This is a genomic window from Streptomyces sp. NPDC104106 (genome assembly GCF_055584345.1).
On the sequence record NZ_JBVJMF010000007.1, the window covers coordinates 318,024 to 337,565 of the forward strand.

Here is a 19,542-nt window from a genome sequence, read left to right on the forward strand (position 1 = left end):
CATGACCGACCCGCTGATCCTGTGGCGCGAGCACGCCGGCGGTGCCGTGCTGCTCGACGGCTTCCACGCCCTGAAGCACGCGCTGCGCTTCGGGGCCGAGGTGCCGGTCGCGGTCACCACCGACCGGGCGGCCGCGCTCGCCCTCGCCGAGGAACTGGCCGGGGACGTGCGGGACGCGCTGGACGCCCTGCTCACCGAGGTGCCGTCGCAGACGTACGCCTCGCTGGTGCCGCGGCCCCACCCGACCGGGGTCGCGGCGCTCGCCGTACGGCCCTCCCGGGAGGCCCATCTGCGGGCGCTCGCCCGCAGCCCGCGCAGCGCGCCGGTCGTGGTCCTGGACAACCCCCGCAACCTGGGCAACGCCGGGGCCGTGATCCGGCTGGCCGCTGGATTCGGGGCGACCGGGGTGGTCACCACGGGCACACTCGACCCGTGGCACCCCACCGTCGTACGCGGCGGCGCCGGACTGCACTTCGCGACCGCCGTGGAGCGCCTCGGCGTCGGGGAACTCCCGCCGGGGCCGGTGTTCGCGCTGGACCCCGAGGGGGACGACATCCGGGGCGTGGAGCTGCCGGACGACGCGGTCCTCGCGTTCGGCTCCGAGCGCAGCGGGCTGTCCGCCGAACTGCGCGCGCGTGCCGACCATCTGCTGTCCCTGCCGATGCGCCCTCAGGTCTCCAGCTACAACCTGGCCACCAGTGTGGCCATGACGCTGTACCACTGGAGTCTCACCGGGGGCGCCGGCCCTGCGGCTTCCTAGGCCTCCCTGCGCACCTCGACGACCCGGAACCGGTTGGCCACGAACGCGCCGTCGCACAGCGCGGCGTTCGCCGCCGGGTTGCCGCCCGAGCCGTGGAAGTCGGAGAAGGCGGCCGTCTGGTTCACGTACACCCCTCCGGTCAGGTTGAGCGAGAGCTGGGCCGCCTCGTCCAGGCAGACCTCCTCGACGGCCCGCTCGACCTCGGGGTCGGTGGTGTAGGCACCGACCGTCATCGCGCCCTTGTCGCGGACGGTGCGGCGCAGCAGCTCCACCGCGTCGGCCGCCGAGTCGACCGCGACGGCGAAGGAGACGGGACCGAAGCACTCGCTCATGTAGGCGGCCTGGTCGTCGGCCCCCTCCCAGTATTTGCGCGCGCCGTCCAGCTTCACGATGACGGGGGTGCGCACGACCGCGTCCGGGAAGTCGGGGTTGGTGATCTCCCGTGAGGCGAGGGCGACTTCACCGAGGCCGGCCGCGGCCTCCAGGCGTGCCTTGACGTCCGGATTGACGATCGCTCCCAGCAGGGCGTTCGCGCGGGCGTCGTCGCCGAGGAGGCCGTCCACCGCGCGGGCGAGGTCCGCGGTGACCTCGTCGAAGGTCTTGGAGCCCTCGTCGGTGCGGATGCCGTCGCGGGGGACGAGCAGGTTCTGCGGGGTGGTGCACATCTGGCCGCTGTAGAGGGACAGCGAGAACGCCAGGTTGGACAGCATGCCCTTGTAGTCGTCGGTGGAGTGCACGAGCACCGTGTTGACGCCGGCCTTCTCGGTGTAGACCTGCGCCTGGCGGGCGTTGACCTCCAGCCAGTCGCCGAAGGAGGTGGAGCCGGTGTAGTCGATGATCCGGATCTCGGCGCGGGTGGCCAGGGTCCTGGCGACGCCCTCGCCGGGGCGCTCGGCGGCCAGCGCGACCAGGTTCGGGTCGAAGCCGGCTTCGGTGAGCACCTGGCGCGCGACCTGAACGGTCAGCGCGAGCGGCAGTACCGCGCGCGGGTGGGGCTTGACCAGGACCGCGTTGCCGGTGGCGAGGGAGGCGAACAGGCCCGGATAGCCGTTCCAGGTCGGGAAGGTGTTGCAGCCGATGAGCAGGGCGATGCCGCGCGGGACCGGCGTGAACCGCTTGGTGAGGGCCAGCGGGTCCCGCTTGCCCTGGGGCTTGGTCCACTCGGCCGTGCCGGGCGTGCGGACCTGCTCCGCGTACGCGTACGCCACCGCCTCCAGGCCGCGGTCCTGGGCGTGCGGACCGCCCGCCTGGAACGCCATCATGAAGGCCTGTCCGCTCGTGTGCATGACGGCGTGCGCGAACTCGTGCGTGCGGTCGCTGATCCGCTTGAGGATCTCCAGGCAGACCACCGCGCGCGTCTCCGCTCCGGCGTCCCGCCAGGCGGTCTGTCCGGCCTTCATCGCGGGCAGCAGCACGTCCGCGTCCGCGTGCGGGTACTCCACGCCCAGCTCGATGCCGTACGGCGAGACCTCGCCGCCCGTCCAGCCGTCCGTGCCGGGCTGGCCGAGGTCCAGGCGTGTGTGCAGCACGGCGTCGAAGGCGGCCTTGCCCGCCGCCGCGTCCAGGCTGCCGTTCTCGCCGTAGGCCTTGGGGTGCTCGGGGTGCGGGGACCAGTACGCGCGCGTGCGGATCGCTTCCAGGGCCTGGTCGAGAGTGGGCCGGTGCTTCGCGATCAGCTCGGACACGGTCAGTTCGGCGGCCATGCGGGACCAACTCCTCGTCTGGGGAACTCTCCGTCGAGTTCACGACCTGGCGGAAAGAGCAGCGGGATGGGATCGTCAGGGCTAGAGTAACCGAACGATCGGTCGGGACAAGGGGGACCGCCGCATCTGTGGAAAACCCCGTGCGGGAGGATCGCGCACATGACAGCACTCGACCTCAGCAGCCCCGTGGCCGTCGTCGGCACCGGCACCATGGGCCAGGGCATCGCCCAGGTCGCGCTCGTCGCCGGCCACCCCGTGCGGCTCTACGACGCCGCTCCCGGGCGCGCCCGGGAGGCGGCCGAAGCGATCGGCGCCCGCCTCGACCGGCTCGTGGAGAAGGGCAGGCTCGGCGCCGCCGACCGGGACGCCGCCCGCACCCGGCTCAGGCCTGTGGCGGACCTCGCCGACCTCGCGGACTGCGCCCTGGTCGTCGAGGCCGTCCTGGAGCGGCTGGACGTCAAACAGCAGCTCTTCGGCGCGCTGGAGGACATCGTCGCCGAGGACTGCCTGCTCGCCACCAACACCTCCTCGCTGTCGGTGACGGCCATCGGCGGCGCCCTGCGCCATCCCGGGCGCTTCGTCGGGCTGCACTTCTTCAACCCCGCCCCGCTGCTGCCCCTGGTCGAGGTCGTCTCCGGGTTCGCCACCGACGTCACCTCGGCCACGCGCGCGTACGAGACCGCCCGCGCCTGGGGCAAGACCCCGGTGGCCTGCGCGGACACCCCCGGCTTCATCGTCAACCGCATCGCCCGGCCCTTCTACGCCGAGGCCTTCGCCGTCTACGAGGCACAGGCGGCCGACCCGGCCACCATCGACGCGGTGCTGCGCGGCTGCGGCGGCTTCAAGATGGGTGCCTTCGAGCTGACCGACCTGATCGGACAGGACGTCAACGAGTCCGTGACGCACTCCGTGTGGCAGTCCTTCTTCCAGGACGTGCGGTTCACGCCGTCCCTGGCGCAGCGACGGCTGGTCGAGTCCGGCCGGCTCGGCCGCAAGAGCGGGCGCGGCTGGTACGACTACGCCGAGGGCGCCGAGCGGGCCGAGCCGCACACCGCGGACAAGGAGCAGCCGCCCGTCTACGTCGTCGCCGAGGGCGACCTCGGCCCCGCCGCCGACCTGCTCGCGCTGATCCGCGAGGCGGGCATCCAGGTCCGCGAGGAGGGCGAGGACAACGGCACCCGCCTGGTGCTGCCGGGCGGCGGGCAGCTGGTCCTCGCCGACGGGCAGACTTCCGTGGAGTTCCGGGACGTCGTCTACTTCGACCTGGCCCTCGACTACCGCGCGGCCACCCGGATCGCCCTGTCCGCCGGCCATGACACCTCGCCGCGCACCCTGGCCGAGGCCACCGGGCTGTTCCAGGCGCTCGGCAAGGACGTCAGCGTCATCGGCGACGTCCCCGGCATGATCGTCGCCCGCACGGTCGCCCGGATCATCGACCTCGCCCACGACGCCGTCGCCAAGGGCGTGGCCACCGAGGAGGACATCGACACGGCCATGCGTCTCGGGGTCAACTACCCGCTCGGCCCGTTCGAATGGGACCGCAGGCTCGGCCGTGACTTCGCGATCGACGTCCTGGACGAGATGCACGAGCGTGACCCGTCCGGACGCTACGCGCCCTCGCTCGCGCTCTACCGCCACGCATACGCCGTCGACAAGCGGGAGGGCGCCTCATGACCACGGCCAGACGCGACACGTACACCCCGGAGACCCTGCTGTCCGTCGCCGTGCGGGTCTTCAACGAGCGTGGCTACGACGGCACCTCGATGGAGCACCTGTCCAAGGCGGCCGGCATCTCCAAGTCGTCGATCTACCACCACGTCAGCGGCAAGGAGGAGCTGCTGCGCCGGGCCGTCAGCCGTGCCCTGGACGGGCTGTTCGCCATCCTCGACGAGGAGCACGCGCGCGTGGGGCGACCGGTCGACCGGCTGGAGCACGTCGTGCGCCGCATGGTCGAGGTGCTCATAGGGGAGCTGCCGTACGTGACGCTGCTGCTGCGCGTGCGCGGCAACACCGAGACCGAGCGCTGGGCGCTCAAGCGGCGGCGCGACTTCGACCACGGGGTCGCCGAGCTGCTGAAGGCCGCGGCCGCCGACGGCGACGTACGCGGCGACGTGGAGGTCCGGCTGGCCACCCGGCTGGTCTTCGGCATGATCAACTCCATCGTGGAGTGGTACCGGCCGGATCCGCGCGGCGCCGGTGACCGCGAGGTGGCCGACGCGGTCGTCCGGCTGGTCTTCTCCGGGCTGCGCCGCGACTGACCCGAAGGAGCCTCGGCCCGCGGTCCACCCGCGGCCCACGCCTACGCCTCCGGCTCCAGGTCCTCCTCCTCGAACACCAGCAGCGTGCGCGTGCTGAGCACTTCGGGGATGGCCTGGAGCCGCGTGAGCACCAGCTCCCGCAGCGCCCTGTTGTCGGGCGTGTGCACCAGCAGCAGGACGTCGAAGTCACCGCCCACCAGGGCGATGTGGGAGGCACCGGGCAGCTGCCGCAGCTGCTCGCGTACCGTGCGCCAGGTGTTCTGGACGATCTTCAGGGTGATGTACGCCGAAGTGCCGTGTCCTGCCCGCTCGTGGTCCACGCGTGCGCCGAAGCCGCGGATGACCCCGTCCTCGACGAGCCGGTTGATGCGCGCGTAGGCGTTGGCGCGCGAGACGTGGACCCGTTCGGCGACCGAGCGTATCGAGGCGCGGCCGTCCGCCTGGAGGATCCTCAGGATGTCCTGATCGATGGCGTCCAGCGGGCGGGGCTGCGGCAGGGGGGCGCCGTCCCGCGGCCCGTCGGCCAATCGTTCAGCTGCCATGTCCCCCCGCTTCCTCGCCGTGGACGTCCTGCGTTCATTCCAGGCTGTGGAGAACCGTTTGTCCACAGCCTGGAGGTGGCTGTAGCCAAAATGTGCCGACGACCGAACAATCGGTAGGTGAGGCGGGTCACAGCCGACCCGCCTCCCGTAGCCACTCCCACGAGGAGGTGCCGTCATGACGGTCATGGAGCAGCGGGGCGCGTACCGGCCATCGCCGCCGCCCGCCTGGCAGCCCCGTATGGACCCCGCGCCGCTGCTGCCCGACGCCGAGCCCTACCGCGTCCTCGGCACCGAAGCGGCCGCCAAGGCCGACCCCGACCTGCTGCGCCGGCTCTACGCCCAGCTGGTCCGCGGCCGCCGCTACAACAGCCAGGCCACCGCGCTCACGAAGCAGGGCCGCCTCGCCGTCTACCCCTCCAGCACCGGCCAGGAGGCCTGCCAGGTCGCCGCCGCCCTGGCCCTCCAGCAGCACGACTGGCTCTTCCCCAGCTACCGCGACACGCTCGCCGTCATCGCGCGCGGCGTGGACCCCGTCGAGGCGCTCACCCTGCTGCGCGGCGACTGGCACTCCGGCTACGACCCCCACGCCCACCGGGTCGCCCCCCTGTCCACCCCGCTGGCCACCCAGCTGCCGCACGCCGTCGGCCTCGCGCACGCCGCCCGCCTCAAGGGCGACGACGTGGTCGCGCTCGCCCTGGTCGGCGACGGCGGCACCAGCGAGGGCGACTTCCACGAGGCGCTGAACTTCGCCGCCGTCTGGCAGGCGCCGGTCGTCTTCCTCGTGCAGAACAACGGCTTCGCCATCTCGGTCCCGCTCGCCAAGCAGACCGCCGCCCCCTCCCTGGCCCACAAGGCCGTCGGGTACGGCATGCCGGGCCGGCTGGTCGACGGCAACGACGCGGCGGCCGTGCACGAGGTGCTCAGCGACGCCGTACGGCACGCGCGCGCGGGCGGCGGCCCCACCCTGGTGGAGGCGGTCACGTACCGCATCGACGCCCACACCAACGCCGACGACGCCACCCGCTACCGCGGCGACACCGAGGTGGAGGCCTGGCGCGCGCACGACCCGATCGCGTTGCTGGAAGCGGAGCTGACCGCGCGCGGGCTGATCGACGAGGCCGGCATCGAGGCCGCCCGGCAGGACGCCGAGACGATGGCCGCCTCCCTGCGTGAACGCATGAACCGGGATCCGGAACTGAACCCCATGGACCTCTTCGACCACGTCTACGCCGAGACCACGGCCCAGTTGCGCGAGCAGCGCGCCCTGCTCCAGGCCGAACTGGACGCCGAGCAGGAGCACCACGGCGAGCCGGAAGGCGGGGCCCGATGACCACTGTCGCCGTCAAGCCCGCCACCATGGCGCAGGCCCTCACGCGTGCGCTGCGCGACGCGCTGGCCGCCGACCCCACCGTGCACGTGATGGGTGAGGACGTCGGCACGCTCGGCGGCGTCTTCCGGGTCACGGACGGCCTCGCCAAGGAGTTCGGCGAGGACCGCTGCACCGATACCCCGCTCGCCGAGGCCGGAATCCTCGGCACCGCCGTCGGCATGGCCATGTACGGCCTGCGCCCGGTGGTGGAGATGCAGTTCGACGCCTTCGCCTACCCGGCCTTCGAGCAGCTCGTCAGCCACGTCTCCCGGATGCGCAACCGCACGCGTGGCGGGATGCCGCTCCCTCTCACCGTCCGCGTCCCCTACGGCGGCGGCATCGGCGGCGTCGAGCACCACAGCGACTCCTCCGAGGCCTACTACATGGGCACCCCGGGCCTGCACGTCGTCACGCCCGCGACCGTCGCCGACGCCTACGGCCTGCTGCGCCAGGCCATCGCCTGCGACGACCCGGTGGTCTTCCTGGAGCCCAAGCGGCTGTACTGGTCGAAGGACTCCTGGAACCCCGACCACCCCACGGACGTCGAGCCCATCGGCCGGGCCGTCGTCCGGCGCTCCGGCCGCAGCGCCACCCTGATCACCTACGGCCCCTCCCTGCCGGTCTGCCTGGAGGCCGCCGAGGCGGCCCAGGCCGAGGGCTGGGACCTGGAAGTGGTCGACCTGCGCTCGCTGGTGCCGTTCGACGACGAGACGGTCTGCGCCGCCGTCCGGCGCACCGGACGCGCGGTCGTCGTCCACGAGTCCACCGGGTTCGGCGGACCGGGCGGCGAGATCGCGGCCCGGATCACCGAGCGCTGCTTCCACCACCTGGAGGCACCCGTGCTGCGCGTGGCCGGCTTCGACATCCCCTACCCGCCGCCCATGCTGGAGCGGCACCACCTGCCCGGCGTCGACCGCATCCTGGACGCCGTGGCCCGGCTGCAGTGGGAGGCCGCGGGCTGATGGCACAGGTGCTGGAGTTCAAGCTCCCCGACCTCGGCGAAGGGCTCACCGAGGCGGAGATCGTCCGCTGGCTCGTCCAGGTCGGCGACGTCGTCGCCGTCGACCAGCCGGTGGTCGAGGTCGAGACGGCCAAGGCCATGGTCGAGGTGCCCTGCCCCTACGGCGGCGTGATCACCGCGCGCTTCGGCGAGGAGGGTAGCGAACTGCCGGTCGGAGCGCCCCTGCTGACCGTCGCGGTCGGCGAACCCGCGTACCCTACCGAGCCGGAGGGCTCCGGCAACGTCCTGGTCGGCTACGGCACCACGCACGCGCCCGCCCGGCGCCGCAGGGTGCGGCAGACGCCGGCGGTGACGGACGCCGCGAACGGCAGCACCGTCGCGAAGGGCGCCGGGGCCGGCAGCGTGCCCGCCGGGCCGGGCCGGGAAGGGCGCCCCGGCCCGGCCGCCCCCCGGGCGGCGCGCGTGGGCGGGACGGCGGCTTCCGCCGCTGCGGCGTCCGGCGGGACGGTCCACGCGGGCGCCCGCCACGCCGACGGCCCGGTACCCGTGATCTCCCCCCTGGTCCGCCGGCTGGCCCGCGAGGGCGGCGTCGACCTGCGGCAGCTCGTGGGCTCGGGCCCGGACGGGCTGATCCTGCGCGCGGACGTCGAGAAGGCCCTGCGGACCGAGGCGGCCCGCGGCGGCCGTACGGCCGAGTCGTCCGTCACGACGGCCCTCGCGCCCGCCACGGGCCGGGCCCCTTCGGCTCCGAGCGCCGCAGGCACCCGCATCCCCCTCAAGGGCGTCCGCGGGGCCGTCGCCGACAAGCTCTCCCGCAGCCGCCGGGAGATCCCGGACGCCACCTGCTGGGTCGACGCCGACGCGACCGAACTCATGCGCGCGCGTGCCGCCATGAACGCCGCGGGAGGCCCGAAGGTCTCCCTGCTCGCGCTGCTCGCCCGGATCTGCACGGCCGCCCTCGCGCGCTTCCCCGAGCTGAACTCCTTCGTCGACACCGGCGCACGCGAGATCGTCCGGCTCGACCAGGTCCACCTCGGATTCGCCGCACAGACCGAACGCGGGCTGGTCGTGCCGGTCGTCCGGGACGCCCACGCGCGCGATGCCGAGGCGCTCACCGCCGAGTTCGCCAGGCTCACCGAGGCCGCCCGTGCCGGCACCCTGACGCCCGGGGAACTCACCGGCGGGACCTTCACGTTGAACAACTACGGGGTGTTCGGCGTCGACGGCTCCACCCCGATCATCAACCACCCCGAGGCGGCCATGCTCGGCGTCGGCCGTATCGTCCCCAAACCATGGGTGTACGAGGGCGAGTTGGCGGTGCGCCAGGTCGTCCAGCTCTCGCTCACCTTCGACCACCGGGTGTGCGACGGCGACACGGCCGGCGGCTTCCTGCGGTACGTGGCGGACTGCGTCGAACAGCCGGCGGTGCTCCTGCGCACCCTGTGACACCCGCGGGGCCCGGCGCACGGGCCCCGCGGAAGGTCTCGCGGTACCCGCGGGACGCCTGCGGGACACCGGCACGGCGCATACAAGCAGGCCGGGGCAGGACATACTCGGGAGATGAGCCACAACGCCCCCGCCGCCCCAGGGACGCCCGGTGCGCCCGTGCCGTACGACGCCGTCGTGCTGGCCGGCGGCGCCGCCCGGCGGCTCGGCGGGGCCGACAAGCCCGGGCTGCGGGTCGGCGGCCGGGCGCTGCTCGACCGGGTACTCACGGCCTGCGCGGACGCCCGTACGACGGTCGTCGTGGCCGCCCGGCGGCCCACCGCGCGGCCGGTGCTGTGGGCGCGCGAGGACCCGCCCGGCGCCGGGCCGGTCGCCGCGCTGGAGGCGGGCCTGCGCCTGACCACCGCCGAGCACGCCGTCGTGCTCTCCGCGGACCTGCCCTTCCTCGAGTCGGCCACCCTCCAGCGCCTGTTGGACGCCGTCGGTGACAGCGACGCCGACGGCGCGCTGCTCACCGACGCGGACGGCCGCGACCAGCCCCTCGTGGCCGCATACCGCACCCGCGCGCTGCGCCGCGAACTGGCCGGTCTCGCGTCCGCGGACGACGGCCTGACCGGGCTGCCCCTGCGCCGGCTGACCGGCGCCCTCCGACTCATCCGCGTCCCGGACCCGCTCGCGTCCTTCGACTGCGACACCTGGGACGACATCGCCGACGCCAGGGCACGGATCAGGGAGCATGGGCACGTGTTGGATGAATGGATCTCCGCAGTCAAGGACGAACTGGGCATCGACCTCGACGTCGACACCGGCGTCCTGCTCGATCTGGCCCGCGACGCCGCCCACGGCGTGGCCCGGCCCGCCGCCCCCCTGACCACCTTCCTCGTCGGCTACGCCGCGGCCCAGGGCAAGGGAGGCCCCGAAGCCGTCGCCGAGGCCGCCCGCAAGGCGGCCGCGCTGGCACTGCGCTGGGAGGAAGAGAACGAAGAGAACAGCGGGGGCGGGAACGGCGGCGGCCGCCCGGGCACCCGGGACGCCGGATGACCGGGCCCGGCACCCGGGCCGGGGCGCCCGCGCAGGACAGCGACGAGCTCGACCTCGAGGAGGCCCTGGCGCTCGTGAGGGAAGCCAAGCACGACCGCGCCGGCCACGGCCCCGCGCCCGCCCCGGACCCCCAAGATCCGCACCGGGCCACCCCCTGGGGCCAGGCCCGTGAGACCGCCTCCCGCGCCGCCCGCTCACGTCCCCGCCCCGTTCCGGTCTCCGTGCCGCTCGACGACGCCCTCGGCCTGGCCCTCGCCGCCCCCCTCGACGCCCTCGCCGACCTGCCCTCCTTCGACACCTCCGCGATGGACGGCTGGGCGGTCGCCGGACCCGGCCCCTGGCAGGTGCGGGAGGAGGGCGTGCTCGCCGGGCACGGCCTTCCTGAACCGCTCACCGACGGCGAGGCCGTACGCATCGCGACCGGCGCGCGCATCCCCGCCGACACCACCGCGGTCCTGCGCAGCGAGCACGGCCGCACCGACGCGCAGGGACGGCTGCACGCCACCCGCGACCTGGCGCACGGTCAGGACATCCGCCCGCGCGCCCAGGAGTGCCGCAGTGGCGACCAGTTGCTGCCCGTCGGCACCCTGGTCACCCCCGCCGTCCTCGGCCTGGCCGCCGCAGCCGGATACGACACCGTCACCGCCGTGCCCAGGCCGCGCGTCGAAGTCCTCGTCCTCGGCGACGAGTTGCTGACCGAGGGGCTGCCGCACGACGGACTGATCCGCGACGCGCTCGGGCCCATGCTGCCGCCCTGGCTGCGCGCGCTCGGCGCCGAGGTCGGCGCGGTACGCCGGATCGGCGACGACGCCGAGGCCCTGCACCAGGCCGTCAGCGGCTCCGACGCCGACCTGATCGTCACCACCGGCGGCACCGCGGCCGGCCCCCGCGACCATGTCCACCCCGTCCTGGACCGCATCGGCGCCGAACTCCTCGTCGACGGCGTCAAGGTGCGCCCTGGTCACCCCATGCTGCTGGCCCGCACCAAGGACGCCCAGCACCTCGTCGGCCTGCCCGGCAACCCCCTCGCGGCCGTCTCCGGCCTGATCACGCTCGCCGAGCCGCTGCTGCGCACCCTCGCCGCCCACCCGGCCCCCGAGCCGTACGCGCTGCCGCTCACAGAGGCGATCCATGGGCACCCGTACGACACCCGGCTCATCCCCGTGGTCCTGCGCGGAGACCGTGCCGTACCGCTGCACTACAACGGCCCGGCCATGCTCCGCGGTGTCGCCGCCGCGGACGCGCTGGCCGTCGTACCGCCCGGCGGAGCACGTCAGGGAGCGGAGGCCGAGCTGCTGGACCTGCCGTGGGCGAGTGCCGGGATCGGGGTGTGTTTCACGTGAAACGTCCGGGCCATGACGTCATGGCCCGCCAGGCGGGCGACCACGTGATGACCCATCGGTGACAGGTGACGCCACCCGCAGTGACGTGCTCGAACTGGTCAGCGCCAATGCGGCCGGCCGACTGCTCGGCCCGGGGTGCGCGGTGAGGTCGGCAAGCGGCTGAGCAGGCCGCGGTCCGAGCGCGGAGCAGGGAGCCTGCCCCGGAAAGCACGCCCACGGGGGGTAGCGTCACCAGCATGCATGCGATCACGATTCCCGAACCTGGTGGTCCCGAGGCGCTGGTGTGGGCGGAGGTCCCCGACCCGGCGCCCGGCGAGGGCGAGGTGCTGGTCGAGGTGGTGGCCAGCGCCGTCAACCGTGCCGACGTCCTGCAGCGGCAGGGCTTCTACAACCCGCCGTCCGGCTCCTCCCCCTACCCCGGCCTGGAGTGCTCCGGCAGGATCGCCGCGCTCGGCCCCGGCGTCTCCGGATGGGCCGTCGGCGACCAGGTGTGCGCGCTGCTCGCGGGCGGCGGATACGCCGAGAAGGTCGTCGTACCGGCCGGGCAGTTGCTGCCCGTGCCCGAGAGCGTCGACCTGACGCGGGCGGCCGCGCTGCCCGAGGTGGTCTGCACCGTCTGGTCCAACGTGTTCATGGTCGCCCATCTGCGGCCCGGCGAGACGCTGCTCGTGCACGGCGGCTCCAGCGGCATCGGCACCATGGCCATCCAGCTCGCCAAGGCCGTCGGCGCCAAGGTCGCCGTGACCGCGGGGACGAAGGAGAAGCTGGAGCGCTGTGCCGAACTGGGCGCGGACATCCTGATCAACTACCGCGAGCAGGACTTCGTCGCCGAGATCAAGCAGGCGACGGACGGGGCGGGCGCCGATGTCATCCTCGACAACATGGGCGCGAAGTACCTGGACCGCAACGTCCAGGCCCTGGCCGTCAGCGGACGGCTCGCGATCATCGGCATGCAGGGCGGGGTGAAGGGCGAGCTGAACATCGGCACCCTGCTCAACAAGCGGGCCGCGATCAGTGCGACCTCGCTGCGCGCCCGTCCGCTCGGCGAGAAGGCGGCCATCGTGGCCGCCGTACGCGAGCATGTATGGCCTCTCCTCGCTTCCGGGCACGTCCGCCCGGTCGTCGACCGCGAGCTGCCGATGCCGGAGGCGGCCGAGGCGCACCGGGTCCTGGAGGCCAGCGGCCACGTCGGCAAGGTGCTGCTGGTGGCGCCGTAGCCTTCCGCTACGGGTACGGCCGCCATCGGCGTCAGCTCTTGCGCAGCCTCAGGCCGAGGAAGGCCAGGCCCAGGCCCAGGCCGACGAGGACCAGGCCGCTGCCGAGCGGAAGCATCCGGAGGACCGGCTCGGTGGCGCTCTCGCTCTGCCGGGCGGTGTTCTGCGGCGGGGCCTGGCCGAGACCGGGCCGGCCGGAGGGGGTCGCGGGGGCGGGCGTCGTACTGGGGAGGAGCGGGGTCTCCGGCTCCTCCGCGCGGCTCGTGCCGGTGGCCAGGGTGGGGAGGGCGGCGCCGCCCTCCACCTCGCCCGCGGGCCCGTCGGGTCGGCCCGGACGCAGCCGGCCCTCGCCCGCCACGCTGCCCGCCCGGCTCGGCTCGGCGATCTCGGGGCGGTACGAGGCGGAGGCGGAGTCGGAGGGCATGGGGACGGGCGCGGAGGCGGCGGTGGGCAAGCCCCGGTCACCATGGCCGTGGTCGCCGGGCCGATGGCCCCGCCCCTGCCCCTCGGGCCGCTGCCCCGCCTTCCTCGGATCGCCACGGTTCGAGCCGCCCACACCGTCCGTGCCGTCCGCGCTGTCCGCCGCGTTCGGCCCGTCCGGCCGGACGGCGTGATACGGAGGACTCGCATGGTCTGGGCGGTCGGGGCGCCCCGGACGCTCTGCTGGGCCGGGGCCGTGCGGGTGGCCCTGGTCGGCCGAGGCCCCGGGGCTCGGAGCGGCGGCGCAGACGGGACGGGCGTACGCGACGACGGCGCCGTAGGCTGGCAGGGCCGCCGCCACCGCCAGGACGAACAGCAGTCGTACGGAGCGGAGTGTGAGTACGGAGCGGGGCGTGAGCCGCAGCCATGGAGTCACGTCGGTGACCTCCCGGAAACCCGGACGCGGTGATCGATGGATGACCGACGGAAATAAGCCTCACATTCATTTACATTCCAGGCATTTCAGAATGCTCCGTCGGGTCAAAACGGTGGATCACTATCCGGAGGGGGCACGACGGTGATGAGGTGTACGGGTGCGAGAGAATGGCGGCATGGAGATGCCGAGGAACGAACGGTCGCCGGAGAATCCCCAGATCCTCGTCGTGGGCCAGGACGGGATGGCGCTCGGCGGCGGCAACGGGCACGAGGACTCCCGAGAGATCCCGGTCACGGAGCAGGTGGAACAGCCGGCCAAGGTCATGCGGATCGGCAGCATGATCAAGCAGCTCCTGGAGGAGGTGCGCGCGGCTCCTCTGGACGAGGCCAGCCGGGTACGGCTGAAGGAGATCCACGCCAGCTCGGTGAAGGAGCTGGAGGACGGCCTGGCGCCGGAGCTGGTCGAGGAACTGGAGCGGCTGTCCCTGCCGTTCACCGACGACGCGACCCCGAGCGATGCGGAACTGCGCATCGCTCAGGCGCAGTTGGTGGGCTGGCTCGAAGGCCTCTTCCACGGGATCCAGACGACGCTGTTCGCCCAGCAGATGGCCGCGCGGGCCCAGCTGGAGCAGATGCGCCGCGCGCTCCCGCCCGGCGTGACGGGCCCCGAAGGGGAGGAGCACCGCACCGGCGGCCGCGCGGGCGGACCGTACCTGTAGGGCGTACTCCGAGGGGACCGGCGGACGATCGCCGGTCCCCTCGGTGACGACGGACGTGAAGGGTCTCGCCCGCTGCCTCAGGCGGCCCGTCCCGCCTCACCCGGTCACTGCGGGGGATTGCCGGTCGAGACGGTCAGCTGGACGGTGCCGGGGTTCTTCTTGTCGACGTCCGAGCCCTGGGCGGGGAACTGGGACAGGACGGTGCCCTTGCCCCAGGTGTTCTCGTCCTGCGTTACGACCTGGTACATCCAGCCCGCGGCCTGGAAGCACGCCTTCACCGAGTCGATGTCCTTGTACCGGAAGTCGGGCAGCCGGACCTTGTTGGCGACGGTGTAGGACTCCGTCGGCTCGGTGCACTGGGTCTTGTCGATGACCCGGGTCGTGTCCGGGCCGCGGTAGCCCGCCCTGTGGGTGGTGGCCGTGGACGGGCTCGCGCTGCCGCCACCGCCGGCGTTGTTGTCGCCGCCGCTGTTCAGGGTCAGCGCGACGACCAGGCCGATGACCGCGACCAGCGACACCGCGACCGAACCGATGATCACCGGCTTGTTGCTCTTGCCGCCGCCGGAGCCGACGCCGGAGGTCTGCGTGGCCGGCTGGGCCGAGCCGGTGTACGGCGGCGGGGTCGGCGCCTGGACGGGCTGCGGGGCGTAGCCCGCCGGGGGCGGTGTCTGGTAGCCGCCCTGGCCCTGCTGCGGGTAGCCGTAGGCCGGCGCGGAGGTCTGCGGCGTGCCGTACGGGCCCGGCTGGTACGGCGTCTGCACGGGGCCGGGGGCCGCCTGGGCGCTCTGGCCGACCGGCGGGAACACCGCGGAGCCGACGCCCGCGCCGCTCTGTGTCGGCCCGGCGCCCGGCACGATGCTCGGCGCGGCCGCCTGCAGGGAGGCGGCGACGCGCAGGCACTCGTCGCGCATGGCCTCGGCGGTCGGGAAGCGCTCGTTCGGGTTCTTCTTCAGCGCGCGGGCGATCAGCGTGTCCACCGCGGGCGGCAGGGAACGGTTGATCGAGGAGGGCGCGACCGGCTCCTCCTGCACATGCGCGTACGCGATCGCCAGCGGCGAGTCCGCGTCGAACGGGAGCCGCCCGGTGACCAGCTGGAACAGCATGATCCCGACCGAGTACAGATCCGAGCGGGCGTCCACGCCGCGGCCGAGGGCCTGCTCCGGGGAGAGGTACTGCGGGGTGCCGACGACCATGCCGGTCTGGGTCATCGAGGTGACCCCCGACTGCATGGCGCGGGCGATGCCGAAGTCCATGACCTTGACCACACCGCGCTTGGTCACCATCACGTTGCCCGGCTTGATGTCGCGGTGGACCAGTCCCATCTCGTGGCTGATGTCCAGCGCCGCCAGCACGTCGGCGGTGACCTTCAGCGCCTTGTCGGCGGGCATGGCGCCGTACTGCCGGATGTCCGCGTCGAGGACCGAGCCCAGCGGGCGGCCCTCGACGTACTCCATGACGATGTACGGCGTCGCGAGACCGCCCAGATCGTCCTCGCCGGTGTCGAAGACCGAGACGATGTTGGTGTGCGTGAGCTTGGCCACGGCCTGGGCCTCGCGGCGGAAGCGCTCGCGGAAGGCCTGTTCCCTGCCGAGTTCGGTGTGGAGTGTCTTGATCGCGACCTGGCGGTCGAGCACGGCGTCGTACGCCAGGTGCACGGAGGCCATGCCGCCCTCGCCGAGCAGGTCCCGCAGCTGGTAGCGGCCACCGGCCAGGGCCTGCCCCGCGTACCGGCCGTGTGCGCCGTCCTGGCTCATCTCTCCCCGTCCCCCACTGGCCGTCCGGCGCCTTCGCTCATCGCAGGGCCTTGATCGAAAGTGTCATTCCCGGCCAAGTCTGCCCCAGGGCACTGACACGTCAAGCTCGGTGCCCGTTCCGTGACCGTACGCGCAAGAAGCGTCGCGCAAGCGTTACAGCAGGCGTACGACCGGCACACAGAATTTGCACGACAGCGCGTGCTACAGGTTTCATGGCCGGTCACGCTCGTGGCTGGTCCCGGTTCCCGTTCCGGACCGGCGGCCCCCACGGAGGCTGTAGCGTGGCCGACGGAGACCGTGACAACACCGCGCGCACCGCGGGCAGAAACGACGGCGAGGACTGATGGCACAGACGCAGCGCGCCCAGGGCCCGTCCGACCCCGAGGCGAGTGGCGGCGGCATGTCGGACGCGCCGGAGATGTGGGGCAACGGCGGGCTCGTGGGCGACGGCCGCTACCGGCTGACCCACCGGCTCGGCCGGGGCGGCATGGCCGAGGTCTTCGCTGCCGAGGACGTCCGGCTGGGCCGGACCGTCGCGGTCAAGCTGCTGCGCGCGGACCTGGCCGAGGACCCGGTCTCCAAGGCCCGTTTCACGCGCGAGGCGCAGTCGGTCGCCGGCCTCAACCATCACGCGATCGTCGCCGTGTACGACTCCGGCGAGGACTTCGTCGGCGGCCAGTCCGTGCCGTACATCGTGATGGAGCTGGTCGAGGGCCGCACCATCCGTGACCTGCTGATGAACGCCGAGGCGCCGGGCCCCGAGCAGGCCCTAATCATCGTCTCCGGCGTGCTGGAAGCGCTTGCGTACTCGCATCAGCATGGCATCGTCCACCGTGACATCAAGCCGGCGAATGTCATCATCACCCACAGCGGCGCCGTCAAGGTCATGGACTTCGGCATCGCCCGCGCCCTGCACGGCGCCTCCACGACGATGACCCAGACCGGCATGGTCATGGGCACGCCGCAGTACCTCTCCCCGGAACAGGCGCTCGGCAAGGCCGTCGACCACCGATCCGACCTGTACGCGACCGGCTGCCTGCTGTACGAACTGCTCGCCCTGCGGCCCCCCTTCACCGGGGAGACCCCGCTGTCGGTCGTCTACCAGCACGTCCAGGACATGCCGGTCCCGCCGTCGCAGGTCGGCGACGGAGGCTGCCCGCCGGAGCTGGACGGCCTGGTCATGCGCTCGCTCGCCAAGGACCCGGACGACCGGTTCCAGACGGCCGAGGAGATGCGCGGCCTGGTCCAGTACGGCCTGCAGATGCTCTACGAGGCGGGCGGCCACACCGGCACCTGGAACACCGGACCGGTGGAGTCGCACGACGGCCGCCACACCCCGCCGGGCGGCTTCACGGGCACGACCGCGATGCAGCACCCGGGCGACTTCCGCTCCGGCACCGCGCAGATCCCGCAGCCGATCCTGCCGGCCGGGTACGGCGGCGGCGACGACGGCGGCTTCGAGGGGCACGGCAACAAGGGCAGCGGGCGCGGCAAGGTGTGGATCGTCGCCGTCCTCGCGGTGATCGCGATCGCGGCGGGCGTCGCGCTGGCACTCAAGGGCAGCACGGGCGGCACGGGGCAGACCGGCAACGACACCAAGCCGACGACGTCGCACTCCACGTCCACGAAGGACGACTCGGCGTCCCCGACGCCGTCGGACAGCACCACCGACCAGCCGACCGCCCCCGGCACGCAGAACGGCTCGGACAGCAACTCGGGCGGCTCCGGATACACCCCGTCGGACCCGCAGACCACCGAGTCGCAGACCACGGGCCCGTCCAATCCGCAGACGTCGCCGTCGCAGTCCACGGGCAGCACCACCGCCGGCAACGGCGGTACGGACACGGGAACGACCGGGGCGAACACCACCGGCGGCAACACCACCGGCACGAACACCGCCGGCGGCAACACGGCCGGGACGAACACCGCCGGCGGCAACACGGCCGGGACGAACACCGCCGGCGGCAACACGGCCGGGACGAACACCGCCGGCGGCACGAACCCGGGCGGTACGACCGGCATCGTGGGCGACACCACCGGCTGAACGTCCCCCGCGGGCCCCGCGGCGCCCGTGACAGCCTCCCCGTGAGCCGTGCCGGCGCCCAGGGACCGCGGGCCGGGCGCCGTCAGTCGGTGAACGCCTCGCAGACGGCGTCGTATTCGCATGTCCACCACACCACGAGCGCCGACGCGGCCGGGAACTGGCAGTCCGCGCGCGTGTCACGGCGTTCGTAGTGCCAGCGCAGCATCCAGAAGTCGTTCAGCCGCTCCCACCACACGCGGTGCACGGCCGCCGCCAGCTCGGAGGGCGTGGCACCGGCCGCGCGGCGGTACGCGCGCGCGTAGGCGCGTACTTTCGGCAGGTCGAGGGCGCCCGCTGGGCGGACGAAGAAGATCACGGCGGCGCGTACGGCCTCTTCCGCGCGGGGCTGCACGCCGAGCCGGTCCCAGTCGACGATGGCCGCGGGGGCGTCGTCCTTGTAGAGCAGGTTGAACGGGTGGAAGTCGCCGTGCACCCACCCCACCGAGCCCCCGCGCGGCGGGCGCCGGTCCGCGTGCTGCTCCAGGAGCGCGCGGCGCTCCAGGAGCCGGTGCCGGGCCAGTTCGTCGAAGGCGTCGGGGGGCCGGTGGCGGCGGACGTGGCCGAGCAGGTCGTCGATGAGGTCGAAGGTGTCGGCCGGGTCGGCACTCTCCACGGGATGGGGGCTCGTGGCCGGGCGCGTGCGCCCCTTGGGCGGCATCACGCGCTCCAGGCAGGCGTGGACGGCGCCCAGCACCGCTCCCAGGCGGGCGCTCTCGGGCCGGGTGAGCTGGCCGCCGTGCCGGTGCCTGCCGTCGATCCAGGGGTGCAGTGCGTAGGCGTGACCGCCCACGACGGCGACGGTCCGGCCCTCGCGGGAGGGGAGCGGCACGGGCACGGGGACGCCGAGGTCGGCCAGGCGCTGGGTGGCCCGGTGGCGGCGTTCGATGGCGGCCGGGTCGGCGGTGTCCGGGTCGAAATGGTGCTTGAGGAAATAGCTGCCGCGGGTGGTGCACACCCGGTATCCGCGATTGAGCAGCCCCTGCATGACCGGTTCACAGGTGAGCGCCGTACCGGCGGAGTACAGACGGAGCACGTCGCCCAGAGGGGGCGCTTGGGGTACAAGGGGTGGTACACAAGAGCGCGGCACGCCGCAGATGCTAGGGCACGAAAAGCCACCGTGAGCTGGGCGTTGTCACAAGCAGTCGCTGATGATCGCTTTCGGTCACGCGGCAGGCTTTATCCGTGATTTCCGTTGCTTTCGGACCTGAATCGTAATTCTTGATCGTCTTCTCGGCGGGATGCGACCGCTCCTTTCGGCGCATCGCCGGACGCGCCCCCCGTGATCGCGCCCACGAGGGCCTCGCCGACCGCCTCGATGGCGGGCTCGACGGAGGAATGCCCTGACATCTTCCTCCTCGTGTCCGGAGTCGGTCTCACACGCAAACTCTTCCCGTGACCTGGGCGGGCGGGATAACGTGCGCTTGCTCCGGCCTTTCGCGAGGCTGTGACCAGCAGGCTTCCAGCTCCGTCGAATTTACTTGGAAATCCAATCAA

General features: G+C 73.1%; 16 protein-coding genes. 11 read left to right on the top strand and 5 right to left on the bottom strand.

The annotated features are described in order from the left end of the window. Position 1 precedes the first annotated feature (1 nt). Positions 2-760, top strand: coding sequence for a TrmH family RNA methyltransferase (locus ACZ60X_RS19435; RefSeq protein ID WP_469599802.1), 759 nt, complete (start codon positions 2-4; stop codon positions 758-760). On the opposite strand, the gene paaN is transcribed toward ACZ60X_RS19435, so the two are convergent. Continuing rightward, entirely contained in the window at positions 757-2,463 is a 1,707-nt protein-coding gene (paaN, locus tag ACZ60X_RS19440; RefSeq protein ID WP_469599804.1) for a phenylacetic acid degradation protein PaaN, read from the bottom strand. The genes ACZ60X_RS19435 and paaN overlap by 4 nt on opposite strands. 159 nt (positions 2,464-2,622) lie before the next feature. Between paaN and ACZ60X_RS19445 the strand changes: the two genes are divergently transcribed. Together ACZ60X_RS19445 and ACZ60X_RS19450 are read left to right on the top strand one after the other, a co-directional pair. Beyond that, the gene (locus tag ACZ60X_RS19445) at positions 2,623-4,137 is read left to right on the top strand and encodes a 3-hydroxyacyl-CoA dehydrogenase (protein WP_469599806.1); all 1,515 of its coding nucleotides are present in this window, start codon (positions 2,623-2,625) and stop codon (positions 4,135-4,137) included. Then, positions 4,134-4,721, top strand: coding sequence for a TetR/AcrR family transcriptional regulator (locus ACZ60X_RS19450; protein WP_469599808.1), 588 nt, complete (start codon positions 4,134-4,136; stop codon positions 4,719-4,721). Before ACZ60X_RS19445 ends, ACZ60X_RS19450 begins: the two co-directional genes overlap by 4 nt. A gap of 41 nt (positions 4,722-4,762) precedes the next feature. Here the strand turns inward: ACZ60X_RS19450 and ACZ60X_RS19455 are convergent, their stop codons facing one another. Further along, complete coding sequence (locus ACZ60X_RS19455; protein WP_469599810.1) at positions 4,763-5,263, bottom strand: Lrp/AsnC family transcriptional regulator; 501 nt, start codon at positions 5,261-5,263, stop codon at positions 4,763-4,765. Between the two features lie 175 nt (positions 5,264-5,438). Here ACZ60X_RS19455 and pdhA point away from each other — a divergent pair, with 175 nt between their 5' ends. From pdhA to ACZ60X_RS19485, 6 genes are all read left to right on the top strand, one after another. Further along, on the top strand, positions 5,439-6,593 hold the full coding sequence (gene pdhA / locus ACZ60X_RS19460; RefSeq protein WP_469599812.1) for a pyruvate dehydrogenase (acetyl-transferring) E1 component subunit alpha: 1,155 nt from the start codon (positions 5,439-5,441) through the stop codon (positions 6,591-6,593). Further along, positions 6,590-7,594, top strand: coding sequence for an alpha-ketoacid dehydrogenase subunit beta (locus ACZ60X_RS19465; protein ID WP_469599814.1), 1,005 nt, complete (start codon positions 6,590-6,592; stop codon positions 7,592-7,594). The genes pdhA and ACZ60X_RS19465 overlap by 4 nt, the downstream gene beginning before the upstream one ends. Continuing rightward, positions 7,594-9,039 (top strand): dihydrolipoamide acetyltransferase family protein, encoded by a 1,446-nt coding sequence (locus ACZ60X_RS19470; RefSeq protein WP_469599817.1) that lies wholly within the window; start codon positions 7,594-7,596, stop codon positions 9,037-9,039. The genes ACZ60X_RS19465 and ACZ60X_RS19470 overlap by 1 nt, the downstream gene beginning before the upstream one ends. Before the next feature lie 114 nt (positions 9,040-9,153). Next, positions 9,154-10,080, top strand: a complete 927-nt coding sequence (locus ACZ60X_RS19475; RefSeq protein WP_469599819.1) for an NTP transferase domain-containing protein — start codon at positions 9,154-9,156, stop codon at positions 10,078-10,080. Further along, entirely contained in the window at positions 10,077-11,423 is a 1,347-nt protein-coding gene (locus ACZ60X_RS19480) for a molybdopterin molybdotransferase MoeA (protein WP_469599821.1), read from the top strand. The genes ACZ60X_RS19475 and ACZ60X_RS19480 overlap by 4 nt, the downstream gene beginning before the upstream one ends. Positions 11,424-11,659: 236 nt before the next feature. After that, positions 11,660-12,640: an NAD(P)H-quinone oxidoreductase gene (locus ACZ60X_RS19485; RefSeq protein ID WP_469599823.1), complete on the top strand. Its 981-nt coding sequence runs from the start codon at positions 11,660-11,662 to the stop codon at positions 12,638-12,640. Between the two features lie 31 nt (positions 12,641-12,671). Here ACZ60X_RS19485 and ACZ60X_RS19490 read toward each other — a convergent pair whose 3' ends face one another. Then, a complete protein-coding gene (locus ACZ60X_RS19490; RefSeq protein ID WP_469599825.1) occupies positions 12,672-13,091 on the bottom strand; it encodes a hypothetical protein in 420 nt (139 codons plus the stop codon). A 577-nt stretch (positions 13,092-13,668) separates the two neighbouring features. Here ACZ60X_RS19490 and ACZ60X_RS19495 point away from each other — a divergent pair. Beyond that, entirely contained in the window at positions 13,669-14,211 is a 543-nt protein-coding gene (locus ACZ60X_RS19495; RefSeq protein ID WP_469599827.1) for a bacterial proteasome activator family protein, read from the top strand. A 104-nt stretch (positions 14,212-14,315) separates the two neighbouring features. On the opposite strand, the gene ACZ60X_RS19500 is transcribed toward ACZ60X_RS19495, so the two are convergent. Beyond that, entirely contained in the window at positions 14,316-15,965 is a 1,650-nt protein-coding gene (locus tag ACZ60X_RS19500; protein ID WP_469599829.1) for a protein kinase domain-containing protein, read from the bottom strand. 343 nt (positions 15,966-16,308) lie between these two features. Between ACZ60X_RS19500 and ACZ60X_RS19505 the strand changes: the two genes are divergently transcribed. Beyond that, a complete protein-coding gene (locus ACZ60X_RS19505; RefSeq protein WP_469599831.1) occupies positions 16,309-18,009 on the top strand; it encodes a protein kinase domain-containing protein in 1,701 nt (566 codons plus the stop codon). 82 nt (positions 18,010-18,091) lie between these two features. Here the strand turns inward: ACZ60X_RS19505 and ACZ60X_RS19510 are convergent, their stop codons facing one another. Then, positions 18,092-19,090 (bottom strand): phosphotransferase, encoded by a 999-nt coding sequence (locus tag ACZ60X_RS19510; protein ID WP_469600062.1) that lies wholly within the window; start codon positions 19,088-19,090, stop codon positions 18,092-18,094. Positions 19,091-19,542: the final 452 nt, after the last annotated feature.

What these genes read in the sequence shown, in the direction of transcription:
- ACZ60X_RS19435 (WP_469599802.1), top strand. Translation starts at nt 2, where the DNA reads ATGACCGACCCGCTGATCCTGTGGCGCGAGCACGCCGGCGGTGCCGTG.
- paaN (WP_469599804.1), bottom strand. Translation starts at nt 2,463, where the DNA reads ATGGCCGCCGAACTGACCGTGTCCGAGCTGATCGCGAAGCACCGGCCC.
- ACZ60X_RS19445 (WP_469599806.1), top strand. Translation starts at nt 2,623, where the DNA reads ATGACAGCACTCGACCTCAGCAGCCCCGTGGCCGTCGTCGGCACCGGC.
- ACZ60X_RS19450 (WP_469599808.1), top strand. Translation starts at nt 4,134, where the DNA reads ATGACCACGGCCAGACGCGACACGTACACCCCGGAGACCCTGCTGTCC.
- ACZ60X_RS19455 (WP_469599810.1), bottom strand. Translation starts at nt 5,263, where the DNA reads ATGGCAGCTGAACGATTGGCCGACGGGCCGCGGGACGGCGCCCCCCTG.
- pdhA (WP_469599812.1), top strand. Translation starts at nt 5,439, where the DNA reads ATGACGGTCATGGAGCAGCGGGGCGCGTACCGGCCATCGCCGCCGCCC.
- ACZ60X_RS19465 (WP_469599814.1), top strand. Translation starts at nt 6,590, where the DNA reads ATGACCACTGTCGCCGTCAAGCCCGCCACCATGGCGCAGGCCCTCACG.
- ACZ60X_RS19470 (WP_469599817.1), top strand. Translation starts at nt 7,594, where the DNA reads ATGGCACAGGTGCTGGAGTTCAAGCTCCCCGACCTCGGCGAAGGGCTC.
- ACZ60X_RS19475 (WP_469599819.1), top strand. Translation starts at nt 9,154, where the DNA reads ATGAGCCACAACGCCCCCGCCGCCCCAGGGACGCCCGGTGCGCCCGTG.
- ACZ60X_RS19480 (WP_469599821.1), top strand. Translation starts at nt 10,077, where the DNA reads ATGACCGGGCCCGGCACCCGGGCCGGGGCGCCCGCGCAGGACAGCGAC.
- ACZ60X_RS19485 (WP_469599823.1), top strand. Translation starts at nt 11,660, where the DNA reads ATGCATGCGATCACGATTCCCGAACCTGGTGGTCCCGAGGCGCTGGTG.
- ACZ60X_RS19495 (WP_469599827.1), top strand. Translation starts at nt 13,669, where the DNA reads ATGGAGATGCCGAGGAACGAACGGTCGCCGGAGAATCCCCAGATCCTC.
- ACZ60X_RS19500 (WP_469599829.1), bottom strand. Translation starts at nt 15,965, where the DNA reads ATGAGCCAGGACGGCGCACACGGCCGGTACGCGGGGCAGGCCCTGGCC.
- ACZ60X_RS19505 (WP_469599831.1), top strand. Translation starts at nt 16,309, where the DNA reads ATGGCACAGACGCAGCGCGCCCAGGGCCCGTCCGACCCCGAGGCGAGT.